This window comes from Streptomyces sp. NPDC058758, from assembly GCF_042746075.1.
In the GTDB taxonomy this organism is placed as follows: Bacteria; Actinomycetota; Actinomycetes; order Streptomycetales; family Streptomycetaceae; genus Streptomyces.
The window spans coordinates 1-25138 of record NZ_JBHYPS010000013.1 but is presented as its reverse complement, the minus strand read 5'-3'; the positions used below and the strand labels follow the sequence as shown (position 1 = coordinate 25138).

Sequence of the window (25138 nt, the reverse complement as noted above, 5' to 3'; positions counted from 1 at the left end):
TTTGTCGACCAACTCGCCGGAGGTATAACGATTCCGAGACGGAATGGTTATCTCACCGTAGGACCGGGGACCGGGCTCTTCCGCATCCCTAGGATCCCTGAGTACTCATGAGGCACGTGAGCCCATCGAGTCACTGAGTCTGCTGGCGGGCGCTCCCCCCACGCGAATCGACCAAGTTCGCGGAGCGACTCGCCCGGAGGGGAATGCAATGTTTTCAGTTCGTGGGCGCGGTGCTGCCCGTGCGGCAGCCGCGACCCTGGTCTCCGGCCTGGTCGCCTCCAGCGCGATAGCCCTCGCGGCTCCGGCGATGGCCGACGGCGGCGTCGCCGCGACGCTGGGCGGCCTCAAGGAGTCCGGCAAGATCCAGATCGAGAGCGACCGGGGCGACTCGGTCGAGCGCGGCGGTCTCTTCGACCTGACCGTGGAGGGCGGCGGCTCGCTGCAGGCGTACTGCATCGACCTGTGGACCTCCACCGACCCGGGCACGGCGTACAAGGAGACCGACTGGGACAAGTCGACCCTCCACGACAACCCGAACGCCGGCAAGATCCGCTGGATCCTGCAGCACTCGTACCCCGAGGTGAACGACCTCAACGCGCTGGCCGGCAAGGCCGGCGTCGCCGCCCTGACGGGCGAGGAGGCCGCCACGGCCACCCAGGCCGCGATCTGGACCTACTCCGACAACGTCAAGGCCACCCCGCTGGACCCGGAGGCCAAGGCGCTGGCCGGCTACCTGGTCGCCGAGGCCGCCAAGGCCCCGGAGCAGGAGGAGCCCAAGGTCTCCCTCGCCGCCGCCCCGGCCTCCATCGCGGGCAAGGCCGGCGACAAGATCGGCCCCTTCAAGGTGACCACCACGGCCGCCGACGGCGCCGTCAAGGTCTCCCTGCCGGCCGACGCCCCGGCGGGCGTCAAGGTCGTCGACGCGGCCGGCCAGGCCGCCACCACGACGGGCAACGGCAAGGAGCTCTTCCTCGACGTCCCGGCCGGCACCCCCGACGGCACCACCAAGATCTCCCTCCAGACCGAGACCGAGGTCGCGATCGGCCGCGTCTTCGGCAGCGTCGAGGGCCACGAGCAGACCCTGATCCTCGCCGGCAGCAGCAAGTCCTCGGTCAACGCCGAGGTCACCGCCGCCTGGGCGAAGAAGGGTGCGGTCCCGGCCGTCACCGTCGCCGAGAACTGCGCCAAGGGCGGCCTCGACATCACCGCCTCCAACGAGGGCGACGAGGACTGGACCTTCGACGTGAAGGGCGTCTCCTACACGATCAAGGCCGGCGAGACGAAGACCGTCACGGTCCCGGTCCCCGAGGACACCGCGTACGACTTCACCATCACCGGTCCGAACGGCTTCTCGAAGTCCTTCCAGGGCGTCCTCGACTGCAAGACCGCCCCGAGCCCGCAGCCGTCCACCGCCACCCCGTCGGCGACCCCGTCGACCGGCACCCCGTCCGAGACCCCCTCGGCGAGCGCGTCCACCCCGGCGCCCAGCGCCTCCACGGACGCCTCCACCGGCACCACCGGCACCACCGGCGGTGACCTGGCCGAGACCGGCAGCTCCAACGCCACCCCGATGATCGCCGGCATCGCCGTCGCGCTCGTCCTGGTCGGCGGCGGCGCGGTGTTCTTCCTCCGCAAGAAGAAGGCCGCCGGTCAGTAAGCACGACAGAGCATGACGTCACCGGGTGAAAGCGCCCGGTGACGGGAACGGCCCCGGACGCGAGCGCGTCCGGGGCCGTCGCACGTCGGCGGGGTTCCGGCGGCCGCCGGACGGTACTGGTTTCCGCCTGGGGGCGGCGGTGCGGCAAGATGGGTGTATCTGCCCACTCACTCTCTTGCCGGACGGTTTCTCTTGGCTGAGTACATCTACACGATGCGCAAGACGCGCAAGGCGCACGGCGACAAGGTCATCCTCGATGACGTGACGCTGAGCTTCCTGCCGGGTGCGAAGATCGGTGTGGTCGGCCCGAACGGTGCCGGTAAGTCCACCGTTCTGAAGATCATGGCCGGGCTGGAGCAGCCGTCCAACGGCGACGCCTTCCTCTCCCCGGGCTACTCGGTCGGCATCCTCATGCAGGAGCCGAAGCTCGACGAGTCCAAGACCGTCCTGGAGAACGTCGAGGACGGCGTCGCGGAGATCAAGGGCAAGCTCGACCGGTTCAACGCCATCGCCGAGGAGATGGCCACGAACTACACGGACGAGCTCATGGACGAGATGGGCAAGCTCCAGGAGGACCTGGACCACGCCGAGGCGTGGGACCTCGACACCCAGCTGGAGCAGGCCATGGACGCCCTGGGCTGCCCGCCCGGCGACTGGCCGGTCACCAACCTCTCCGGTGGCGAGAAGCGCCGCGTGGCGCTCTGCAAGCTCCTCCTGGAGGCCCCCGACCTGCTGCTCCTCGACGAGCCCACCAACCACCTCGACGCCGAGTCGGTGAACTGGCTGGAGCAGCACCTCGCCAAGTACAAGGGCACCGTCGTGGCCATCACCCACGACCGGTACTTCCTCGACAACGTGGCCGAGTGGATCCTGGAGCTCGACCGCGGCCGCGCCATCCCGTACGAGGGCAACTACTCGACCTACCTCCAGAAGAAGGCCGAGCGCCTCAAGGTCGAGGGCAAGAAGGACGAGAAGCGCGCCAAGCGCCTCAAGGAAGAGCTCGAGTGGGTGCGGTCCAACGCCAAGGGGCGTCAGGCCAAGTCCAAGGCGCGTCTCGCGCGCTACGAGGAGATGGCCGCCGAGGCCGACAAGATGCGGAAGCTGGACTTCGAGGAGATCCAGATCCCGCCGGGCCCGCGCCTGGGCTCCGTCGTCGTCGAGGTCAACAACCTCTCCAAGGCCTTCGGCGAGAAGGTCCTCATCGACGACCTGTCCTTCACCCTGCCCCGCAACGGCATCGTCGGCATCATCGGCCCGAACGGCGCCGGCAAGACCACGCTGTTCAAGATGATCCAGGGCCTGGAGAAGCCGGACTCCGGCGACATCAAGATCGGCGAGACGGTCAAGATCTCCTACGTCGACCAGGGCCGCGCCAACATCGACCCGAAGAAGACCCTGTGGGCCGTCGTCTCCGACGAGCTGGACTACATCAACGTCGGCCAGGTCGAGATGCCGTCCCGCGCCTACGTCTCCGCGTTCGGCTTCAAGGGCCCGGACCAGCAGAAGCCGGCCGGCGTGCTCTCCGGCGGTGAGCGCAACCGCCTCAACCTCGCGCTCACCCTCAAGCAGGGCGGCAACCTGCTGCTCCTCGACGAGCCCACCAACGACCTCGACGTCGAGACCCTCTCCTCGCTGGAGAACGCCCTCCTCGACTTCCCCGGCTGCGCCGTGGTCGTCTCCCACGACCGCTGGTTCCTCGACCGGGTGGCCACGCACATCCTGGCGTACGAGGGCGACTCCAAGTGGTTCTGGTTCGAGGGCAACTTCGAGTCGTACGAGAAGAACAAGGTCGAGCGGCTCGGCCCGGACGCGACCCGTCCGCACCGCGCCACGCACAAGAAGCTCACCCGGGGCTGAGGCCGTCGTGGCGAGACACCTCTACAGCTGCCCCCTCCGCTGGTCGGACATGGACGCCTTCGGGCACGTCAACAACGTGGTCTTCCTCCGCTACCTGGAGGAGGCCCGGATCGACTTCATGTTCCGGCTGGCGCCGGGGGACGGCAGCCCGTCCTTCTCCGGGGGGTCCGTCGTGGCCCGCCACGAGATCGACTACCTCCGCCCGCTGGTCCACCGGCACGAGCCGGTGACCATCGAGTCCTGGGTCACGAAGATCGGCGCGGCGTCGCTGACGATCGCGTACGAGATCAAGGACCCCGACGTGACCTACGTCCGGGCGTCCACGGTCGTCGTGCCCTTCGACCTGGAGGCGCAGCGGCCCCGCCGCATCTCCGAGGAGGAGCGCCGCTTCCTCCAGGAGTACGTCGACGACGGGATGACGTCCGCCGCATGACCGTGCTCGCCCCGCTGCACTTCGCCGACCCCAGGGAGGCGGCGGCCCTCGCCGCCTTCCTGGGCCGGCTCGTGCACTACGACCGCGCCGCCGCCGTCCGCCTCCAGGCCGCCGGCGGCGCGCTCGCCGTCTTCGGACGCCCGCCGTCCTTCGAGGTCCTCGCGATCCGCACGGCCCGGCTGGAGGACGCCGTCGACCTCGACGTCACCGTCTCCGCGGGGGAACTCCTCGACGGGGTCGAGGAGGCGGCCGGCAAGGCCGTCGTCCCCGGCGCCGTCACCGGCCCGCCCTGGGCCGGGGTCCTCCCGCCGCGCACCGGCTGGCGGCCCGTCGAAGGCCTGCCGGGCGCCGGGGAACTGCGCGGGGCGGTCGCCGCCGCCGTCGCCGAGTTCCGCCGCCGCGACGCGGAACTGCCCGAGGAGCGGCGCACCCGCGCCGAGCGCGACCGCGTCGGCCGGGAGATCTGGTCCCGCGTCCTCGGCCCCACCGGCCTGCCGCTGCGGGCCGTGCACGCCGCCCAGTCGCTGGGCTTCCTGCCGCCGCGGGACGTGCCCGTCGCGCTGATGGCCGCCGGGCCGTGGCTGCGGCTGCGCACCCCGTACGGCTCCGTCGCCCTGCGCACGGCCCCCTCCGCGCTCACCGTCACCCCGGCGCCCTGAGCCCGGCTCCGGGGCCCCGCCACCCGGCGTTCCTGAGCCCGGCCGGCCGGAGGTCTCACCGGGCCCGGCCGGAGGTCTCACCGGGCCCGGCCGGAGGCCTCACCGGGCCCGGCCGGAGGCCTCACCGGGCCCGCCCGGCCGGACGCCTCACCAGACCCGGCCGTCCGTCCCCTCGGCCGCCAGCGCGGCCACCGAGAGGCCCGCCGCGAGCAGCAGCAGGCCCGCGGGGACGTAGAGGGCGCCCCGGGCGACGTTCTCGCCGGCCGGGACCGGGTCCATCCGGCCCGCCGGATCGTAGGCGATCCGGATCGACTCGCCCGCCTCGCCGAGCTTCTCCTCCCAGGAGAACTCCTTCGGACGGCCGCCCGGGCAGTCCAGCGCGTGGTGGTACAGCCGCTTCGCCTCCGGGGCGCCCTCGCCGAAGGTGGGATGGTCGGTGACCCGCACCTTCCCCACCACCACGCACTCCACGGTCTCCCCGCGCACCCGCGAGTCCCGGGCCTCGATCCACACCGCGCCGAGGCCCGCGAGCAGCAGCACCAGGGCCAGGACGCTGCCGCCCTCCCGGAAGAGCGCGTCGTGCGCCGCCACCGCGAGCCCGGCGAGGACGAGGCCGACGATCACCGCGAGCGCGGTCGGCGTGCCCAGCGGGGACCGCATCGACCAGCCGGCCCACAGGTGCAGCAGCGCGCCGGAGCCGAACGGCACGGCCACCGCCCCGGCGTACGCGAGGACGCGTCCCCCGCCCCTCCCGGCCGTCCCGGACATCCCGACCACCCCCCCCGGACTGGGACGGGGCGCGGGGCGGGACCGGTTCCTCAGTCCTCGGCGTCGTCCGGCCACACCCCGATGTGGTCCTGCTCCAGCTCCAGCGCCACGCGGTGCTCCATGCCGAGCGCCTTGGTGTAGTCCGCCGGGAGCTGGAGCCGGCCCGCGCGGTCGAGCATCGCGTACTCCCGCGCCACCAGCGACTCCCGGCCCGCCTCGTCGACCTCCGTGCGGCGCAGCACCTCGGAGGAGGTGCGGCCGTCGCGGATCGCGACCGTGCGGCGCACCTCGGTGGCGACCGCCTGGTCGTGGGTGACGATGACGATCGTGGTGCCCAGCTCCTCGTTGGCCCGGCGGAAGGAGGCGAAGACCTGCTCGCCGGTGGCCGAGTCCAGCTCGCCGGTCGGCTCGTCGGCGAGGAGGACCTTCGGGTCGTTGGCGAGGGCCACGGCGATCGCGACCCGCTGCTGCTGGCCGCCGGAGAGCTGGTGCGGCCGCCGGTCGGAGAGGTGCGCGATGTCCATCATGGCGAGCAGTTCCGCGGCCCGCTCGACCCGCTTCTCCTTGCGTCCGGCCAACTGCATCGGCAGGGCCACGTTCTGGGCGGCCGTCAGGTAGGGGAGGAGGTTGCGGGCGGTCTGCTGCCAGACGAAGCCGACGACCTCCCGGCGGTAGCGCAGCCGGTCCTTGCCCGTCATCGCGAGCAGGTCGCAGCCGGCCACCCGGGCCGCGCCCGCGGTGGGCACGTCCAGACCGGCCAGGATGTTCATCAGGGTCGACTTGCCGGAGCCCGACGCGCCGACCAGGGCCATCAACTCGCCCTCCTTGACGAGCAGGTCGAGCCCCTGGAGGGCCTGCACCTCCACCCCGTCGGTGGTGAAGATCCGCACCAGGCGGTCGCAGGCGATCAGCGCGTCGTGGCCGTACGAGGGCCGGTCGCGGTGCGCGTTGGCCCGCCGCTCCAGCTCCTCCAGGGTCGTGTTCGCGGTCGTCGTCATCGTGCGTCTCCTGCCCTGAGTTCCTTCACCGAGCTCCTCCGCCCCGTCCACCACGCCTGCACGCCCGCCGTCGCCCCCGTCAGGAGGACCACGGCCAGGGCCGGCAGCACCAGCGACCACGGGTCGGCCCGCAGCGGCACGCCGCCCGGTCCCACGCCACCCGCCGCCGCGGCCAGCGCCAGCCGGTGCAGGTCGACGCCGGGCGCGAGCAGCGGCACCGTCGCCCAGCCGGCCAGCGCCCCGCCGAGCGCGGCGAAGACCGCCGGCGGCAGCGCCTCCAGGCCGAGCAGCCGGCGCCCCTGCCGGCGGGTGAGGCCCATCGTCCGCAGCCGCGACAGCAGCGTCGCCCGCTCGGGGCCGCTCTGCGTCAGCGACAGCAGCACCGCGACCACCGCGTAGGCGGCGCCCGCGCCGATCGCCGCCGAGTACAGCCCCTCCGCTCCGGACTGGAGCGGCGAGTCGACGTACGAGTGGCGGGTCTCGGTGCTCAGCGTCACCGCGAACTCCTTCGACTTCGCCTCGACGGCCGTCCGCAGCGCCGCGCCGGCGGGCGCGCCGCTCACCAGCACGGCGGTCGGCCGCCGGTTGGTGATGTCGGCGGCGTTGACCACGAGGAAGTCCTCGCCGCGCACGGCGGGGGTGGAGCTCCGCACCGCGACGACCTTCACGCGGAAGCTGCCGGAGGCCGCGATCAGCCCCATCGGCTGGTCGCCGAGGCGGGCGGCGACCTCGGGCGAGGCGATCGCGGGCAGCACCCGGTCGGTGTCGCCGACCGCCTCCGGGCCGCCCTTCCCGGTGGAGGCGAGCAGCCCCTCGGGGAAGGCGCCGTTCGCGGTCCGCCCGGCGAGCCGGGCGTAGGCCGCCGGGTCGACGGAGACGAGCGGGGCGCTCATCGGCTGGTCGGTGGCGACCGGCGACGGCAGCGCCACTCCGTACTCGACCTGGACCGGCAGCGCCTCCTCGACGCCCTTCACGCCGCGGACGGCCTCGGTCAGCCCGGCCGGCAGCGGCACGCCCTCGGTGCGGCCCTCGATGCGGGCGTCGGCGCCGGTGGCGAGCACCGCGGCCCGGTCGCGGGCGTCGGCGACCCCGGCGAGCACGGAGCCGCCGAAGGCGGCCGTGGTCAGGGCCAGGACGAGGGCGAGCAGCGGCAGCACGCCGGTGGCCGAGGAGCGGGCGGCGCGGGCGATGGCCAGCGGGCCGACGACACCGCGCATCCGGGCGGCCGGGCGGGCCAGCCAGCGCAGCGGCAGCGGCTGGATCCGGACGAGCGCGAGGGCGGCGATCACGCCGACGAACACCGGCGCGGCGCTGACCAGGTGGTCGCCGGCGTCGGCGGTGCCGCGCAGCCGCAGCGAGCCGATCGCGCCCGCCGCCAGGACGAGCAGGGTCAGCTCGGCGACGGTGCGGCGCCGCGACGGCTTGGCGTCCACCAGGTCCTCGCGGGCCCCGTGCAGCCGGAGCGCCCGGTGCCGCAGCACGGCCCGGACGGGCAGCACCAGGGCGGCGACCAGCGCCACCAGGGCGGCGCCGAGGACCGACGGGAGGAGCGGTACGGAGCCCGTCAGGGCGGAGGCGCCGGGGGTCTCGGGTCCGCGCACCAGGGCCACCGCCGCCACCAGGCCGAGCAGGGCCGCCGGGACCGCGACGGCGACGGTCTCGCCGAGCAGCCGGAAGCCGATGCCGGGCAGGGAGGCGCCGCGGGCGCGCAGCAGGGTCAGCTCGCCGTCCCGGCGGCTGAGGAAGAGGCCGCCGGTCATGGCGACGACCACCGCGGCGACCGAGCCGATGCCGAAGACGGCGACGGCGACGACCGGGCCGATGGCGTCCTTCGTCGCCGCGTAGGCCGCGGAGATCTCGTCGAGGCCGGTGGTGACCAGACCGGTGGGGCCGGTGACCTCGCGGATCTCGGCCGAGGCGGGGCCGCTGCGCGCCGAGTCGACGGCGGCGGCGAACGGCGCGGCGTCCCGCGCGGTCAGGTGGTCGGCGACCGCGGGGAAGCGCCAGAAGACCTCGGGGGTGCCCGTGGTGGAGGTGAGGGCGGAGCCCGACTCCGGGGCGACGACGAGGGAGGCCCGCCAGTAGCGCTTCGGCTCCGTCGGGTGGTCGGTCATGGCCAGCACCGGTGCGGACAGCAGCGGGTCCACCACCCAGTACGGCCGCCGGGGGTCGCGGGGTTCCACGACGCCGGTGACGGTGAGGGCGACCGGGGCGGCGGAGATGCCGGGCACGTGCACGACGGACCCGGGCTTGATCCCGAGGGCCCGGGCCGTCGCCGTCGTCACCACGGCCTCGGGGCGCTCCGGGGTGCCCCGGGCCATGCGTCCCTGCCGCAGGACGGCGTGCGCGGCGAGGTCCGAGGGCGAGGAGAGGGTGAACCGGGCCGGCTCGTGGTCCGGCTGGGGCAGCCACGGGTCGAGGCCCTGGACCGGCTCCATCGTCCGGATGCCGTTCACGGTCTGCCCGGGGTCGGTGCGCAGCGGCGCGGGCAGCAGGCCCCGCAGCTCCTCCTGCTCCTCGCGCAGGGTGGCGGGCGCCACCGTGGCGCCCTGCGGCAGCGGGTAGGTGACCTCCAGCTGGGACTGGCCGGGTGCCGCGGTGCGGATGCCGTGCCGCAGCCCCCTCGTCTCGTACGCGTCCGTCACCCGCGGCAGCGCGGCGGCGAGCAGCGCGGTGACGAAGACCAGCAGGGCGAATCCGGCCGCGGCGCCGGGCGAGGCCCGCAGCCGGGTCCGCACCCAGGGGGCGACGGGCCGGGCCGCGCCCTTCGCGGGGGCGGTCGGCCGGTGGTCGGGGGACTCGCCTGCGGGCTGCATCGGGCGGGACTCCTCGCGCGGGGCGTCGGGCATCAGTTGTCTCCCTGGTGGCGCAGGGTCACCGCCGGGTCGTTGCGGCGCAGGGCGATGGCCGCGACGACCGCGAGCGGCAGGGCGGCGACGCCCGCCAGGAGCAGGGCCACCTCCCCGAGGGGCAGCTCGACCAGGACCGGCGGGACCGGGCGGGTGGCCCGGCCGGTGAGCACGACCAGCGGGACGACCACCCGGGCCAGCAGGCTGCCGAGGGCGAGGCCGACCAGCAGGCCCACCCCGATCAGCACGCCCTGTTCGGCGGCGAGGAGCCGGGCGAGCCGGCGGCGCGGTGCGCCGAGGGCCCGCAGGACCGCGAACTCGGCGGACCGTTCCCGTACCGACCCGGCCGAGCCGACCGCGAAACCGACGGCGGCCAGGGCCGCCGCGGCGGCGGCCGCCGCCATCAGGGCGGTGTGGGGGCCCGCGCCGAGCGGGTCGCCGAGCAGTTCGGCGGCGATCTCGTCGCGGACCACGAGCTCGCCGGCCGTGCCGTCGGCGGCCGTGCGCAGCGCCTTCGCGACGCCGTCCGCGGCGCCCGGCTCGGGGGTCAGCCACCACTCGGTGGGTGCGACCGGGGCCAGCGGGTCGATCGCGGCCAGGTGGCGGTTGACGGCCGTCAGGTCGACGAGCACGCCGCCGCCGTCCTGCGGCAGGTCCCTGGCGGCCTCCGCGTCGGTGGTCCGGCCTCCGGTGCCGGTCGTCGGCAGGTCCTCGACGACCCGGTTCACGACGACGTAGAGGTGCCGGCCGCCGAGCGAGAGCTCCAGGCGGTCGCCCGGCTCGGCCTTGGCCGCGCTCATGAACGCCTCGGAGGCGATCGCCGGCAGCGGCCGGTCCTCGTCCCCCGCCGGGGAGGACAGCCGCACCGTGTAGTCCTCGTACAGCGGTGCCAGGGGCTGGGAGAAGAAGCCCTTCAGTCCGTACGCGACGGTGTACGGGGTTCCCCGGCCGCCCGCGGCGGGGGAGCCGGCCCGGCCGGTGAGCGACTCGGGTTCCTGGACGGCGCCCCGCTCGGTCTGCTCGCGGGAGGCGGTCCAGCCGGTCAGCGTGCGCGCCGGGTCGGCGGTGCGCAGCGCCCCGTCCTTGCCGGTGGTGCCGAGCAGGTCGACGTGGAGGGTCTGCGCGCGCTCGTCGCCCTCGGTGAAGTCGGCGGAGAGCTCGATGCCGGTGAGGACGAGGCCGCCGTCGGCGCGGGTGGCGTGCGCGGTGAGCTTCGTCAGGTCGAACGTCAGCCGGTGGGTGCGGCCGTCGGCGGGCAGCGACCCCGCGTCCTGGCGGTACGGCACGCCGTACGCGTCCTCCAGGACCAGTGTGACCCGTGCCGCCGAGGTGCCGGGCGGGGCCTGGCTCCGCAGGCCGACGACGACCGAGCGGCTGCCTGGCGGCACGGCGAGGCCGGGCCGGGCGCCGCCCTCGGGGGAGAGCGTGCCGAGGAGCTCGGCGGCGCTGCCGCCGGCCAGGTCCTCGCGGATCAGCATGCCGTCGGCGAGGCGTTCGGTGGCGACGGCGAGGACCGTCGCGTTGCGGCCGGCCAGGTCCATGGCGGCCCGGTGGACCGGCGCGACCCCGCGGACGCCCGGGACCGCGGCGAGCCGCGCGGTGGCGGCCGGGTCGCCGGGACCGACGCCGACCACGCGGATCTCGGCGCCGGCCCGGAAGTCGGCCTGGTCGTGCTGCGACCGCTCCCAGGAGCGGCTCTGCCCGATCGCCAGCATGCCCATCGCCACCGCGAGGACCAGCAGCAGCACCGGTCCGGCCCCGCGCAGCGGCCGGCGGCTGAACTGCCAGCCGGCCAGCGCGGCCGACAGGCCCCGGCCGCCCGCGGCGCGCCGCTCGGCCAGCTTCGCGGCGGGCGGCAGCAGACGCAGCGTCAGGACGGTGCCGGCGAGCAGCGCCAGCGCGGGCGCGGCGACGAGCACCGGATCGACGGAGGCGCCGTCGGCGGCCGCCTCCGGCTGCCGCTGGAGCTGCCAGAGCGCGATGCCCGCGACGAGCAGCAGGGCGAGGTCCGCGCCCGCCCGCACCGGCCACGGCAGGGTGCCGGCGCGTGCCTTGCGCAGCGAGACGGCGTCGCCGTCCCGGGCGGCGAGCGCGGGGGCGACGACCGCCGCCGCGCAGGCCAGCGCCACTCCGGCGGAGACCAGCCAGACCGTCGGGCCGGCCGAGGTGTCGAGCCGCACCCCGAGCGAGGAGAGCGCCGAGCGCTCGGCGAAGAGCCGGGTCAGCGGGCCGGCCAGCAGCGGGGCGACGACGGCGGCGGGCACCGCGAGGAGCAGCGCCTCGGCGCCGGCCAGTCCGGCGATCCGGCGCCGGGAGCCGCCGCGGGCGCGCAGCAGCGCGGTCTCGCCGGAGCGTTCGGTGCTCAGCAGCCGGGCGACGAGCAGCAGCGCGTAGGCGGCGAGCATCACCAGCTGGACGGCGACGATGAGCAGGGTGGAGCGGGAGACGGCGAGGGCGCGTTCGGTCTGGGCCAGGACGGTCGGCAGGCCGGTCGTCACGCTGAGGGTGGTCCCGAAGGTCGTCTCGTCGGCGAGGAGCCGCTCCGGCTCGCGGGTGGCGGCCGCGCGCAGGGACTCCATCCCGCCGGTGTCGAGGCGGGAGAAGTCGGCGGCGCCGAGCCAGGAGGTCCCGCCGGGGGCGAGGGCGCCGGAGGCGAGCACGGCCGGGTCGGCGAGCAGCGGGCCGTAGGTGGTGAAGGAGACGGTCCGCACGCCGTGGCCGCCGGCCTCGTCGAGCAGCCAGTACGGGTCGGTGAGGTCGGCCGGCGCGTAGACGCCGGTGATCCGGACCTTCACGCGCTTGTCGGTGAGCCGGTCGGTGAGTTCGAGGACGGTGCCCGGGCCGGTCCCGAGCCGCTCGGCCGCCTCCGCGGGCAGCGCCGCCTCCACCACGCCGCCGGCGCGCGCGGCCGACGGCCAGGCGCCGCGGACGAGCGAGAGCCGGGAGCGGTCGAGGGCCGCGAAGTGGGTCAGGTCGGGCTCGCCCGCGCGGGCGGCGGGAGGCTGGAGCGAGCGCGGCAGCGCGTACGGCCCCGAGCTCTTCAGGCGCCGCACGGTGACGGGCAGTCCGTCGAAGGAGCGCTCGACGCTCTCCGTCACCTTCGCGTCGGCGGCGTCGCCGCGCTCGGCCGGTATCTGCCCGGAGACGAGCAGGGTCGCCGCGGCGGCGGAGCGGTCACGCAGGACGGCCTGGAGCGCCGCGTCCCCTATGGAGCCGGAGAAGCCGGCGAGGGCAGCGAGCACGGTGGTGGTCAGGACGACGGCGAGCAAGGCCGCGCCGAGCAGCAGCCGGTGAGCCCTGACGCGCAGAAGTACGAACCCCGTCACCCATCCCCCTGGCCGCTCCACGCGCGTCCGCGTTCCTGCGGACGTCTGTCGAACCCTCGACACGTTCGGGGAATGCTTTCATCGGCCACGTGCTGCTGGAAACCGCTTGCGTACGGACCTTGATGCGATCGTGACCGTTAATCGGTCAGTCATCCCCGGAATGTGTTCATCCGGTGGCACGGAGTGGTCTGAACCTGTCGAACCGGGCGCGAACGAAGACGGGGACGGCGGAGGGGATCAGCCGGCGGTGTTCACCATCGAGGCCGCCGCGTACGTCATGTACCGCCACAACCGGGCGTCGTGCTCCGGCGCGAGCTCCAGGCTGTCGATCGCGGCCCGCATGTGCCGGAGCCAGGCGTCGTGCGCGGCCCGGTCGACGGCGAAGGGCGCGTGGCGCATCCGCAGCCGGGGGTGGCCGCGGCGCTCGCTGTAGGTGCCGGGCCCGCCCCAGTACTGCATCAGGAAGAGCGCGAACCGCTCCTCGGCGGGGCCGAGGTCCTCCTCGGGGTACATCGGGCGGAGCAGCGGGTCCTCGGCGACGCCCTCGTAGAAGCGCCGGACGAGGCGGCGGAAGGTCTCCTCGCCGCCGACCTGCTCGTAGAAGGTCTGCTCCTGCACCGTGCCGTCCCCGGGAATCTCGTTCACCGTTCCATCGTCTCAGACGGGGCGGCGGAGGACCGGAGGTCTAGGACCCCCGGCCCTTCCGGGCGGTACGGACGTCAGCCGCGGCGGACGGTGATCGTCGTCCAGGCGCCGACGTGCACCCGGTCGCCGTCCTGGAGCTGCACCGGGACGTACGGCTGGATCGGCTCCTCGCCGCCGTTGACCGTGGTGCCGTTGGTGGAGTTCTGGTCCACCACCGCCCACGAGCCGTCCGGCTGCTGCACCAGCACCGCGTGCTGGTGCGAGACGCCCGGATCCTCCGGCGGCACGGCCAGGTCGACGTCCGGGGCCTCGCCGGTGGAGTGCCGGCGGCGCCCGATGGAGACCTGGTTGCCCTGGAGCGGCAGCTGCTTCGGCGGGGCGTACGCGGGCATGTTGAGGCCCGAGGCCTCCGGGCCGCTGCGGCGCATCATCGCCATGAAGTAGTCACGGTCCGGACCGATGTGCGCGGTCCACCGCTGCGGGCCCTGCGGCTGCGGGGCCTGCGGCGGCTGTGCCTGGGACGGCGGGGAGAGCACCCAGTCGTCGTCGGCGCGCGGCTGCGGCGGGGCCTGATGGTGGGTCGGCTCCGCGCCGAGCGGCTCGGCCGGCCGGTTCACCTGCGAGGGCCGCGAGTCGTGGTACCCGAACGGGTCCTGCGGCGGCGCGGGCGCCGGTGCCGGTGCCGGTGCCGGTGCCGGTGGCGACTGGAAGCCCGGCGGCAGGTTCAGCCCCGGCGGCGGCCCGGCGGGACGGTTCGGCTGCGGGGCGGGCGCGATCGGCGTGTACGAGGTCGCGGTACCGGTCAGGAAGTTCCACCGGCACTCCTCGCAGTACGGCGCCATGTGCTCGCGCGGCGTACGGCACTGCGGGCACAGCTCCGCCTGGGCGGTCGCGTTCGGATCCCCGCCGGAGGCGAACCCGCCCCCCTGGTACGACCCCCCGGGCGGAGGCGGCGGCGTACCGCCCCCACCGGCCGCACGAGGACCGTCGGGGAAGCCGGGGCCACCGGGCCCACCGGGGAACCCGGGGCGCTCAGGGCCACCGGGCCCACCGGGCGCGCCAGGGCCGCCGGAGGGGCCGGGGTTACCGGGGAAGCCGGGCCGTTCAGGACCGCCGGGCGCGCCGGGGAACCCGGGCCCACCCGGGGCACCGGGGCCGCCGGAACCCGCCGGAGCGCCGGGCCCGCCGGGGAAACCGGGGCCGCCGGGGCGTGCGGGACCGTCGGGTCCACCGGAGAAGCGGGGATCTCCGGCACCCGCCGGACCGCCGGGTCCGCCGGCACCGGCCGGACCGCCGGGGAAGCCGGGCCTGTCAGGGCCGCCGGGCGCACCGGGACCGCCCGAAGGGCCGGGGCCGCCGGGGAAGCCGGGCCGTTCAGGACCGCCGGGCGCGCCGGGACCGCCCGAAGGGCCGGGGCCGCCCGGGAAGCCGGGGCGCTCAGGGCCGCCGGGCGCGCCGGGACCGTCAGGGAAGCCGGATCTCCCGGCATCCGCCGGACCACCGGGGAAGCCGGGGCCGTCGGGGCCACCGGAGAAGCCGGGCCCGCCGGGCGCACCGGGGAACCCAGGGCCGCCGGGGCCCGCCGGACCGCCGGGCGTGCCCGGGCGGTGAGGGAAACCGGGACCGCCGGAGCCCGCCGGACCGCCGGAGCCCGCCGGACCGCCGGGTCCACCGGGAAAGCCGGAGCCGCCCGAGGGGCCGGGACCACCGGGGAAGCCCGAAGCGCCGGGGCCGCCGGGACCGTCGGAGTTGCCGGGCGCGCCAGGGCCCCCGGAGGGACCGGGGCCACCGGGGAAGCCGGAGTTGCCCGCGAGGCCGGGGCCGCCCGGGAAGCCGGGCCGCTCAGGGCCGCCGGGCGCACCCGGACCGTCGGGGAAGCCGGACCTCCCGGCACCCGCCGGGTCGCCCGGGAAGCCGGGGCGGTCGGCGCCGCCGGGCGCGCCGGGGCCGCCCGAAGGGCCGGCGCCACCCGGGAAACCGGGGCGCTCAGGGCCACCGGGTGCGCCGGGGCCGCCGGGGTTACCGGGGAAGCCGGAGGCGCCCCCGGGGCCGGGAGCATTCGGGAAGCCGGGCCTGTCGGGGCCGCCGGGGGCGGGGGTCGGGTGGGGGTAGCCGTACGCCGGGGGTGGGGGCGGGGGGCCGGGGGGACCGGGGGGCGGAGGGGGAGGCGGCGGTACCGCACCCGCCGGCGCACCCGCCCCGGCCATGCGATGGCCGCAGACCTCGCACCAGTCGTCGGAGACCGACTGGTGTCCGTTCGGGCAGGTCGGCATGTCGGTGCTTCCCCCTCTCGTCGTCCGGCCCGGTGGCCGGGCTACCTCTTGACGCGAACGGTCTTGGTGGAACGGGTCTCGAGTGTCATCTCGTCCGCCTCCGCGACCTTCGCCTTCAACCGCACAGTACCCGCCGCCGCGTCGACCACGTCCACCACCTTCGAAAGGAGTTTCGCGGTATCCGCGTTCCCGGAGGCGGCGGCCAGCTGTACCGCGCGGCCCAGTTTCGCGGTCGCTCCGTCCTGATCGCCCGATTTGCGGGCGTCCAGACCGGCCTGGATGGCGTCCGCGAGTTCGGCCTGGCCCGTGTAGTGGGCGACCTGCGGATTGATGGCCGTGGTCATCGCCACGTCGTGCGTCCACACGGCCCGTATCAGTCCTTGGGACACCGGCCGGGCGTCGCCGCCGGCCGGGTCGGGGACGATCAGGGAGGCCCGGGCGGCGAGCATCTCCCGCCCGACCGCGTTCGCCGGCACCCGCACGCGCACGTGGTAGTCGCGGGACTCGTCGCCCCAGGAGCCGGTCGGGTAGTCCCCGGCGCGCGGCCCGCCGTCGACGCGCCGGCCGGTGAGGTCCACGACGGCCGGGGCGACCTGCTTGACGAAGACGACCTCCGCGCCGAGCGGCGTCCACAGCCGCAGGGCCACGTCGGCGACGCCCTTGCCCATGACGTTCTCCATCATGGCCGTGAAGTCGGCGGCGAGACCGGCGGGATCGGCGACGATGTCGGCGGAGCCGAGCAGCGCCGCGGCGATCCCGGTGACCTCCTTGACCTCCCAGTCGGTGCCGACGCCCCGCGCGTCGCAGGTGAAGCGGCCCGCGCAGGCGTCGAGCGCGGCCCGCAGGGACTCGGGCGACTCGTGCTCGTTGCGCCCGTCGGTGAGCAGCACGGCGTGCCGGATGACCAGGTCCTCGCCGCCGAGGAGCGCGTCGGCGAGCCGCAGCCAGGTGCCGATCGCGGTGCCGCCGTCGGCGCGGAGCCGGCCCAGGGCCTCCTTGGCCTCGGCGCGGGTCCGGGCGCCGGCGACCGCGAGCCGCCCGTCGCCGGGGTAGAGCGGGGTGGCGACGTGGCTGCCGGCGACGACGGCGAAGGAGGTGCCGTCGCGGAGGGTGTCGATCGCGGCGGCGGTGGCGGCCCGGGCGCCCTCCATCTTGGTCGGGGGGTAGTCCATCGAGCCCGAGCAGTCGACCACGATCACCACGCCGGCGGGCCCGCCGGCCGTCACCCCGGCGGCCCCGCTGGTGCCGCCGCCGGTCGCGGTCACGGTGACGACGGCGTCGACGTCCCGCCCGCCGACCGGCAGGTACTCGTTCTGGTAGACGTCCACCGAGAACTGCGGCACGGACGGCTTGGCGAAGTTCGCCATCTGGTTTCGGCTCCTCGGAGGGGCGTGCGGACGCGGCGGGTGACGGGGGGTCAGGAAGAGCCTGCCCCCGCGGGCGGCGGGGCGAACGGCGTCAGCGCGACCGTGATGTTGTCGTGTCCGCCGCCGTCGAGGGCGTGGCCGACGAGGACCCGTGCCGCGTGCAGCGGCCGGAGCGCCGCGTCGGCGGGGAGCGCCCCGGCCATGGACTCGGCGGCCTCGGCGTAGTTCCACAGCCCGTCCGTGCAGACCACGACGACCCCGGGCCGGTCGGGCTTGAACGCGGCGGTGTGCGGCTCCAGTTCGTACGCGTCGGCGCCGAGCCAGCCGGTGATGGCGTGGGCGCGTTCGTCCGCGTACGCCTGCGCCTCGTTCATCAGGCCCGCCTTGACCATCTGCGCGGCCCACGAGTCGTCCTCGGTGAGGCGGGCGGCGGGCGCGGTGCGGTCGTCGGGCACCCAGTAGGCGCGGCTGTCGCCGACCCAGCCGACGACGAGCAGCCCGTCGGTGACGACGGATCCGACGATGGTGCAGGCGGGGGAGTTCCCGCCGTGCAGGGAGTCCGCGCCCGCGCCGCCGTCCGCGGTGCGGGCCAGCGCGGTGACGGCCTCGGCGGCGGCGACGATCGCCTCGTGCATCGCCTGCTGCGGGTGGGTGCCGCGGGGCAGGGCCTCGTCGAGCACGGCGCCGGCGGCGCGGGCCGCGGCGGCGGACGCCTCGTCGGGGCGGTGGGCGGAGGAGACGCCGTCGCAGACGATCGCGACGGACGCCGGCCGGCCGTCGGGCAGGCGGGTCTCGGTGAGCGCGAAGGAGTCCTCGTTGCGGTGGTGGCGCAGGCCCCGGTCGCTGACCGCGGCGACCGTGCCGAGCTCCCGCTCCATGTGGTCGCGCTCGCGGGGCTGGGCGTGCCCGCAGTTCTCGCAGTACCCGTCCCCGTCGACCCGCCCGGCCCGGCAGGCCACGCAGATCCCCTCGGCCGGCCCCCCGCCGGAGGCCCCGGGCTCCGCGGCGCCGCTCCCGGGCTCCGCGGCGCCGCTCCCGGGCTCCGCGGCGGTTTTGGGGTCGGCGCGCACGGCGGCCCGCGGGTCGGGCGCGGCCAGCTCGAAGTCGCCCCCGCCCCGCACCGTCTCCCCGCGCGGCGGGGCCGGCGCCGGGGGCTCCACCGGCGCGTCCGTCCGCACCGGCACCGTCGGCAGGTCCCGGCCGCCCGAGTCCGTGCCCGGCAGCTCGCCGGGGTGCTGGGTCAGCGTCGACAGCGAGCCGGGGTCCCGGGGCGGCGCCTCGGGCCAGACGGGCGCGGCGATCGGCATGGTCGGCCGGTCCTGGCCGGCCGGCAGCTCCGCGGCGGCCGACAGGTCGTAGCCGCAGGCCCCGCAGTAGCGGTCCCTGGGGTCCACGGGCTCCGCGCACTCCGGGTTCGGGCAGGCGGCGAGGCCGTGCGACGGCGGCTGGGGCTTCTGGTCCATCCTCACACCCACGTCCTGGGGCGGTAGCGGTTGGCCCGCTCCACCAGTTCGATCCTCTCCTCGCCCCGCTGGGCGAGCCGGGCCAGCACCCGGTAGGCGCGCTCCAGGCCGAAGCGGAGCCCGCTCTCGTCCAGGGAGCTTCCGAGCAGCGGCTCCCCGCCGCCCGGCGCGGCACCGGGACTCCCGGAGAGTACCCAGTCGAGGGCCGTACCGAGCACCTCCGTCGACAACCGCTCCCGGCGCACCGGGTCCAGGCCGAAGCCGCCCAGCGCCGAGACCTGCGCGGCGGCGGCCGTCAGGTCGGCGCCGAGCGGTTCGCGCGGCGGGCGCCGCCGCAGCCGCGCCCGGACGGCCGCGACCCGCGCCGCCGTGTAGTGGATGGACGACTCCGGTACGGACTCCAGCGCGGCGACCGCCCCCGCGCGGTCCCCGGCGGCGAGCCGCACCCGGGCGAGCCCGAAGGCGGCGCTGACGAAACCGGGGTCGGTCGCCCACACCAGGTGGTAGTACTCGGTCGCGTTGTCGAGCTGGCCCAGCACCTCGGCGCAGACGCCGAGCGCCAGCTTGGGCGCGGGCTCGCCGGGGAAGGCGTCGTAGACGGCGTCGAAGGCGAGCGCCGCGTGGGTCAGGTCGCCGCCCACCAGCGAGGCCACGCCCCGGTGCCACACCACCCGCCAGTCGTCGGCGTCCCACTGCTCCAGGGCGTTCAGCGTCTGCCCGGCGGAGACCAGGTCCCGCAGGTCGAGCTGGGCCCGCAGGGCGCGCAGCCGCAGCTCGGGGGTGTCCGCGGGCGCGGCCCGCAGCGCGCCGAGGAGTTCGGCGGGCGCGGCGGCCAGCAGACCGGCGAGGAAGCCGGCGTTGGCGTCCGCCGGGTCGACCCGCGGCACCGGCAGCGCGAGCGCGGTGGCCGCCACGTCGAGCGGGGCGAGCAGCGAGCCGAGCTGCTGCCCGGCCGGGATGCCCGCCGCGGCCGGGGGAGCGGAGCGCCGGGCCCGGCCGGTGCGGCGGGCGCCGAGCACCGACACGTCCTCGGTCCGCTCGGCGAAGAGCACGGTGTCGGTGACCCGGGTCTCCGCACCGAAGAGCGTGGACAGCGCGGGCCGGGGCCGCCCCGACTGGAGCGCCACGACCTCCCGCAGCACCCCGGTCAGCTGCTCCGCCATCTCCTCGGCGGAGGCGAAGCGGCGCGCCGGGTCCGGGTCGGTGGCGCGGACCAGGAAGCGGTAGAACGACTCGTACCGCTGGAAGACGTCGATGTGCTGCGGCTCGGGCAGCGAGTCCGCGAAGACGTTGGTGTAGCCCTGGAAGTCGAAGGTGAGCACGGCGAGCGTGCGGGCGACCGTGTACAGGTCGCTGGCGACCGAGGGGCCGACCTCCGCCACCTCGGGGGCCTGGTAGCCGACCGTGCCGTAGATCGCCGACTCGGCGTCGTCCATCCGCCGGACCGCGCCCATGTCGATGAGCTTGAGCTGGTCCTCGGACTGGATCGCGTTGTCCACCTTGAAGTCGCAGTACAGCAGGTTGCGGCTGTGCAGGTGGCCGAGCGCCTCCAGGGCCTCGATGCCGTACGCGCAGGCCTGTTCGACGGGGAGCGGGTCGCGCCGGCCCTCGGGGGTCCGCCGGTCGTTGGCGATCTCCTTGAGCGACTTGCCGCCGACGTACTCCATGACGATGTAGCCGTCGAGGGAGCCGGTGCGCGGGTCGAGGTGCTCGACGAAGTTGTAGATGCGGACGATGTTGGAGTGCTCGATCTCGGCGAGGAAGCGGCGCTCCGAGATCGCCGCCGCCATGGCGTCCTGGTCGCCGGTGTCGAGCAGGCCCTTGAGGACCACCCACCGGTCCGAGACGGCCCGGTCGACGGCGAGGTAGATCCAGCCGAGGCCGCCGTGCGCGAGACAGCCCGCCACCTCGTACTGCCCGTGCACCACGTCGCCCGCCCGCAGCTTCGGCACGAAGGAGTACGGGTGCCCGCACGAGGTGCAGAAGCCCTCGGTGCGGCCCGGCCGGTCGCCGCGCGAACGCCCCACCGGCGCACCGCAGTCGGAGCGGGAGCAGAATCGCTTCCGCTCGGGCACCTCGGGGTGCGCCATCACCGCCGCGCGCGGGTCGGGACGCGGCACCTCCGGGATCGAGACCAGCCCCGCGCCCAGCCGGTTCCGCGCCGACTGCGCGGTCGACGAACCGGAACTGCGCACCGACACCGAGCGGCCCGTGGCCTGCCCGGACAGCGCCCGCGACAGCCGCCCGGAGACCGAGCGGCGCGAGGACGACGAGCGGGACGAGGCCCGCGAGGACGCCCGCGAACCGCTGCGCGCGGACGAGGAGTCGGGCCCCCAGGCCGCCGCCTCGGACGGCCTCCCGAAACCCGTGCCCGTCCCGGCGCCGTGCTTCCCCGGCACCGCGACCCCGGTCGGATTGGCCTGGAGCCGTCCGCTCGGCGCCACCACCGGTGCCAGCCCGCAGGTGTCGCAGTACAGCTCGCCGCCGCCCACGTCCTCGTACGCGCCCTCGCACGTGGGCCGCTGGCAGCCTGCCGCCCCGCCCGCCGCCTGACCGCTCACCACTGTCGTCCTCCCGTGTCCGAGGGCCCGGACAGCAGCTCCGCCACCGCCCCCTGGTAACGCAGCACGGCCTGCTCCGCCGCCCGCAGGTCGCAGGGCGCGCTCCACAGCATCCGGCGCGCCGTGTCGTACCGCTCGGTGAGGACCGGGTCCTCCGCCCCGCCGAGCCGGTTCGCCTTCGCCCGGTACGCGTCCAGCCGGCCGCGCAGCTCGGCCCGCACCGCGAGCGGCGCCGTCACCGCCGTCAGCGAGTCCCGGGCCCGCAGCAGCTCCTCCTCCGCCTCCCGCTCCAGCGCGTCGAGCAGCGGCGAGAGCCGGTGCCACAGGGCGTGCCGGCGGTACTCGGCGGCGGCCTGGAGCCGCTCCTGGAGCGCTGTCGGCGGGCCGCTCACGGCCGGCACCTCGGAGGCGGCGATCTTCGCGAGCACCTCGCCGCGCGCCACCCGGGCCTCCGCGAGGGTCCGGTCCGCCCGGGACAGCACGTCCCGCAGCCGCAGCAGCCGCTCCTCGGAGTCCTGCCGCACCGCGAGGACCGCCTCGACCTCCCGCCGCACGTCCTCCAGGGCGAGCGCCGCCCGGTCGTAGCGCACGGTGTCGGGCCGGCCCCCGCCGGGCGCCGAACTGCCCGCCGCGGGGCGCCAGAACGCCAGCGGGTCGGTCACCACGAGGGACCGCAGCTCCGCCAGCTCGGCCGTGATCGACTCCAGTTCGTCGCCGGCCGGGTGCTCGCCGGGGCGCACCCCGACCGAGTGCGCCAGCGAGCGGGTCCGCCCCAGCTCGGCCGCGAGCAGGTCTATCCGCGCGGGCAGCGCCGACCACACGGCGTCCGCCGTGACCACCACGTCGAGCGAGGACGCGTACAGCTCGTTCATCCGCCGCACGAGCCCGTCGAGGGTGAACCGCTCCGCGAGCAGCGCCCGCTCGCCCGCGCCGCCCGGCACGTGGACCGTCTCCCCGCGCAGCCGCTCGGTCAGCTCCGCCAGCTCCTCCCGGTTCGGCCACTTGCGCCGCGACCGGATCTCCCGGGCCTCCCGCAGCGCCGCCGTGTACGCGTCGAAGCAGCTCCAGAGCACGGTGATGGCCCGCTCGGTCTCCGCCCAGCGCTCCCGGGTGGTGCCGGTCAGCCCGGCGCCTTCGAGCAGCCGCCGCCCGGCGTGGTCCTGGAGCGCGAGGAGCGAGTCCTCGACCGCCTTGTGCTCCGCGCCGAGGCGCGCCAGCGCACGGTCCACCTCGTCCCGGTCCATCACCGGCCCAGGGGGCCCCGTGACGCCCATCGCTCTCCTCATCTCGTTCGGTTCGTGCGGGGGCTACTTGTACAGCGGCTCGGGCGGTTCGGCCTTCCCGAGCCCGGCCTCCAGCCAGATCCCGTACGCCTCCTGCCAGCGGCCCTTCCGGTAGTCCTCCAGGACCTTGTTGACCCGGCGCACCAGGTCGTCGTTGCCGAGCTTCGCCGCCACCCCGTAGTACTCCTCGGTGAACGGCTTCCCCTTCAGCTCCACCGCCGGGTCCTGCGCGGCCTGGCCGGCCCCCAGCGCGTTGTCGGTGACGACGGCGTCGACCTCGCCCATCTGGAGCCGGGCCAGGCAGTCCAGCTGGTTGGGCACGGTGAGCAGGTTCCGGTCGGCGGGGGTGCCGTCGCCCTCGTCCCTGATGACCGCGCCGAAGGACTCCTCCTCCAGGGCGTCGTGGGCCGTGGAGCCCTCCGCGGTGCAGATCCGCCGCCCCTTCAGCGAGGCGTCGTAGCCGGTGATCGGGGAGGTCTTGGGCGCCAGGACCTGCTGCCCGGCCCGGAAGTAGGCGGTGGAGAAGGCCACCTGCTGGATCCGCTTGCAGTTGATCGTCATCGTGCGGACCACCAGGTCCACCTTGCCGCCGTCCAGCGCCGCGATCCGCTGGTTGGTGGGCACGGCGCGGAAGACCACCGCGTCCTCGCTGCCCAGGAGGTCCTTCGCTATCGCCCGGGCCAGGGTGATGTCGAAGCCCTCCAGGGTGCCGGTCTCCGGGTCGCGGAAGCCCCAGCGGTAGCTGGACTGGTCGACGCCGACGATCAGCTTGCCCCGCTGCTTGATCGCGGTGACCGAGGGCCCGTCCTCGGTCGAGGGCCGCAGCGACGCCTCCGGGTGCGCGCAGGTGTCGGCCCTGACCTGGAGCCCGGTGGCCACGCCCGGTCCCGGCCCGGAGGGGCCGGCGGGCGGGCCGGCCTCGGCCGCGTCCCTGGCCAGCGGCAGCAGGGTGAGGGAGGCGGTCAGCGCGCAGGCCGCGCCCATCGCGGCCACTCCGCCCCAGCCCCGCAGCCGCCGTGCCGCCCGTCGCGCCACCGGCTCGCCGCCGTGTGCCATTCCGCCCCCTCTCACCGGTACTCCGACAGTCTTCGGTTGATGCCGAGCACCGCGCCGAGGGCGCCGAGGGCGCCCAGCGCCGCCGCGCCCAGCGGCAGCCCGGTCAGCGCGTCCACCGCCCCGCGCGCGGAGTCGGTGAACTGCTCCTGCTCGTGCGCGAGCGCCCGCTCCAGGGCCGCGTCGACCTGGTCGAAGGACCAGCCGGCCGAGTCCTTCGGCTCCCGGGCCCCCTTCGGGCCGATGATCCGGTCCAGGGCGGCCTGGTAGTCGCCCGCCTCGCCGAGCTCCCGCGCGGCCGCGTGCCGCTCCCGCCACTCGGAGGCCCGGGCCGTCGCCTCGGTCAGCGGGGCCCGCCCGGCCTCGTCGTCGGCGAGCCGGGTGGCCCCGGCGAGCGCGTCGGTGAGCGCCGCCATGCCGGTGGCGTACTCCGCCTCGTACTTGTCGTTCTTGCCGTCCTCGGTGAGCACCGCGCCCCGGGCGACCTGCGTCAGGTTCTCGTTGGCACGGGCCTTGAGGGAGCTGATCCGCGCCTCGTTGAGGAGCTGGAGCGACTGCTGCCCCTCGGTCCGCGCGGAGCCCAGCTCCGCGCGGGCCACGGTGTGCGCCCCGGCCAGCCAGAGCAGCACCAGCACGGAGGCGGCGCTCGCGGCGAGCAGCCCCCGGCTGAACACCCGGTTGGTCCGCCGGTACTCCCGCCGCTGCGCCCACACCAGGACGCCGAGGGCGAGCGCCCCGGCGCCCAGCGCCAGGTACGGCCAGGCGCGGGCCTCGTCGTCGTCGCGGTGCAGCCGGGCGGTCTCCGCCGCGTACAGCCGCTCGGCGGCGGGCAGCAGGCGGGACGTCATCTCCTGGTTGGCGTACCGCAGGTAGGCGCCGCCCAGCGGCAGGCCCTGCCGGTTGGCGGCCCGCGCCCGCTCCATGAGGCCCGCGTACCGCGGGAGGAGTTCGTTGAGCGCGGTGATCTCGCGGGCGGACTCGTCCGAACCGGCCGTGTTCGCCGCGGCCTTGACCAGCAGCCGGGAGGCGGTGGCGAGGTCCCGGTCGTAGCGGGCGCGGGACTCGGCGGGTTCGAGCGTCCCGGCGAGGAAGCCGGCCGCGGCCGTGGAGTCGGCGTCGGCCAGGGAGCGGTAGATCGCGGCGGCGTCGGCGCTCAGCGGCTGGCTGCGTCCGACGACGTCCTCGGCGGACGTGGCCCGGTCGGCGGCCTCGAGTCCGGCGATCGTGCCGAGCGCGAGGACGAGCAGCGCCAGGACGGCGCCCAGGATCCGCAGCCGGCCCGGCTCGGTGGTCGCGGCCTCCCGCAGCACCTCGCGCCCGACGGCCCACGCTCCGCGCGCGGGCGGCGGCGCGGCCCCGGCGGCGGCGCGCGAGACCTGCCCCGGCACCGCCGGCCGGGCGGGCGCGGCGGCTGGGCCCCGCGCGGCGGCGGGCGCGCTCGGTGGCTGTGTCACGTGACCTCCCCCTCGGTCTCGACGTCGATCGACCCCGGCGAGCAGTATGGCCGCAGGCGACCCACCCGCACACCGGGAATGACACGATCTTGTGCCTATCGTGCCCCACCCGGACGGGACTTCCGCAGGCGAGGCCCCCTACCGTCCCCGGACTCGCCCCGGACTTCTCCCGGATTTCCCTCGGCGCCTCCGCGCACGCCCTCCGGAACCTTCCTCGAACCCGCCCCCATCACCTTCCCGCCCGCCCGAACACCTTTCCGCCCGCCCACCCGAACATCTCCCTGCCCGCCCACCCGAGCACCTCCCCGCACACCCTTCACCCCGAATACGCCGGATCCCCCGGATCGGTTCCGTCCGGGGGATCGTTCGAACGGGCGAACATGCCGGTGGGGGGGGGCCGCGGGGGGGGGGCCCCCCCCCCCGCCGCCGGGGCGCCGGCGAGGTCGCCCCCCCCCCCCCCCCCCACCCCCCCCCCCCCCCCCCACCCCAAGG

The 25138-nt window shown here is 75.9% G+C and carries 15 protein-coding genes and 1 pseudogene; 4 read left to right on the top strand and 12 right to left on the bottom strand.

Features of this window, described 5'->3' with window-relative positions; translation table 11 throughout:
- The first annotated feature begins 208 nt into the window (after positions 1–208).
- The 4 genes from ACFW6A_RS17760 to ACFW6A_RS17745 all read left to right on the top strand — a co-directional run bounded on the left by ACFW6A_RS17760 (position 209) and on the right by ACFW6A_RS17745 (position 4606).
- Positions 209–1657 (top strand): LAETG motif-containing sortase-dependent surface protein, encoded by a 1449-nt coding sequence (locus ACFW6A_RS17760; protein WP_386641390.1) that lies wholly within the window; start codon positions 209–211, stop codon positions 1655–1657.
- Positions 1658–1849: 192 nt separating this feature from the next.
- Positions 1850–3514, top strand: a complete 1665-nt coding sequence (gene ettA, locus ACFW6A_RS17755) for an energy-dependent translational throttle protein EttA (protein ID WP_351842910.1) — start codon at positions 1850–1852, stop codon at positions 3512–3514.
- A 7-nt stretch (positions 3515–3521) separates the two neighbouring features.
- Positions 3522–3947 carry a thioesterase family protein gene (locus ACFW6A_RS17750; RefSeq protein ID WP_030494013.1) on the top strand — a complete coding sequence of 142 codons (426 nt, stop codon included), beginning with the start codon at positions 3522–3524 and terminating at the stop codon, positions 3945–3947.
- Positions 3944–4606 (top strand): hypothetical protein, encoded by a 663-nt coding sequence (locus ACFW6A_RS17745; RefSeq protein WP_351842912.1) that lies wholly within the window; start codon positions 3944–3946, stop codon positions 4604–4606. Before ACFW6A_RS17750 ends, ACFW6A_RS17745 begins: the two co-directional genes overlap by 4 nt.
- 147 nt (positions 4607–4753) lie before the next feature.
- Here the strand turns inward: ACFW6A_RS17745 and ACFW6A_RS17740 are convergent, their stop codons facing one another.
- The 12 genes and pseudogenes from ACFW6A_RS17740 to ACFW6A_RS17685 all read right to left on the bottom strand — a co-directional run bounded on the left by ACFW6A_RS17740 (position 4754) and on the right by ACFW6A_RS17685 (position 24646).
- A complete protein-coding gene (locus ACFW6A_RS17740; protein ID WP_386484571.1) occupies positions 4754–5374 on the bottom strand; it encodes a hypothetical protein in 621 nt (206 codons plus the stop codon).
- 50 nt (positions 5375–5424) lie between these two features.
- Positions 5425–6372, bottom strand: coding sequence for an ABC transporter ATP-binding protein (locus tag ACFW6A_RS17735; RefSeq protein WP_351842916.1), 948 nt, complete (start codon positions 6370–6372; stop codon positions 5425–5427).
- Positions 6369–9221 carry an FtsX-like permease family protein gene (locus tag ACFW6A_RS17730; RefSeq protein ID WP_386641387.1) on the bottom strand — a complete coding sequence of 951 codons (2853 nt, stop codon included), beginning with the start codon at positions 9219–9221 and terminating at the stop codon, positions 6369–6371. The genes ACFW6A_RS17735 and ACFW6A_RS17730 overlap by 4 nt, the downstream gene beginning before the upstream one ends.
- Positions 9221–12547 carry an FtsX-like permease family protein gene (locus tag ACFW6A_RS17725; protein ID WP_386641384.1) on the bottom strand — a complete coding sequence of 1109 codons (3327 nt, stop codon included), beginning with the start codon at positions 12545–12547 and terminating at the stop codon, positions 9221–9223. The genes ACFW6A_RS17730 and ACFW6A_RS17725 overlap by 1 nt, the downstream gene beginning before the upstream one ends.
- Before the next feature lie 237 nt (positions 12548–12784).
- On the bottom strand, positions 12785–13192 hold the full coding sequence (locus ACFW6A_RS17720; RefSeq protein ID WP_351842922.1) for a globin: 408 nt from the start codon (positions 13190–13192) through the stop codon (positions 12785–12787).
- A 74-nt stretch (positions 13193–13266) separates the two neighbouring features.
- Positions 13267–14148, bottom strand: a pseudogene (locus ACFW6A_RS17715) (FHA domain-containing protein); the annotation flags it as partial.
- A 1358-nt stretch (positions 14149–15506) separates the two neighbouring features.
- Positions 15507–16832 (bottom strand): VWA domain-containing protein, encoded by a 1326-nt coding sequence (locus tag ACFW6A_RS17710; protein ID WP_386641381.1) that lies wholly within the window; start codon positions 16830–16832, stop codon positions 15507–15509.
- Between the two features lie 50 nt (positions 16833–16882).
- A complete protein-coding gene (locus ACFW6A_RS17705; protein WP_386641378.1) occupies positions 16883–18295 on the bottom strand; it encodes a PP2C family protein-serine/threonine phosphatase in 1413 nt (470 codons plus the stop codon).
- 2 nt (positions 18296–18297) lie between these two features.
- Positions 18298–20856, bottom strand: a complete 2559-nt coding sequence (locus ACFW6A_RS17700; RefSeq protein WP_386641375.1) for a tetratricopeptide repeat protein — start codon at positions 20854–20856, stop codon at positions 18298–18300.
- Positions 20853–22130 (bottom strand): hypothetical protein, encoded by a 1278-nt coding sequence (locus ACFW6A_RS17695; protein ID WP_386484118.1) that lies wholly within the window; start codon positions 22128–22130, stop codon positions 20853–20855. The genes ACFW6A_RS17700 and ACFW6A_RS17695 overlap by 4 nt, the downstream gene beginning before the upstream one ends.
- Before the next feature lie 33 nt (positions 22131–22163).
- Positions 22164–23195: a glutamate ABC transporter substrate-binding protein gene (locus ACFW6A_RS17690; RefSeq protein ID WP_351842934.1), complete on the bottom strand. Its 1032-nt coding sequence runs from the start codon at positions 23193–23195 to the stop codon at positions 22164–22166.
- Positions 23196–23206: 11 nt separating this feature from the next.
- On the bottom strand, positions 23207–24646 hold the full coding sequence (locus ACFW6A_RS17685) for a hypothetical protein (RefSeq protein ID WP_386484114.1): 1440 nt from the start codon (positions 24644–24646) through the stop codon (positions 23207–23209).
- Positions 24647–25138: the final 492 nt, after the last annotated feature.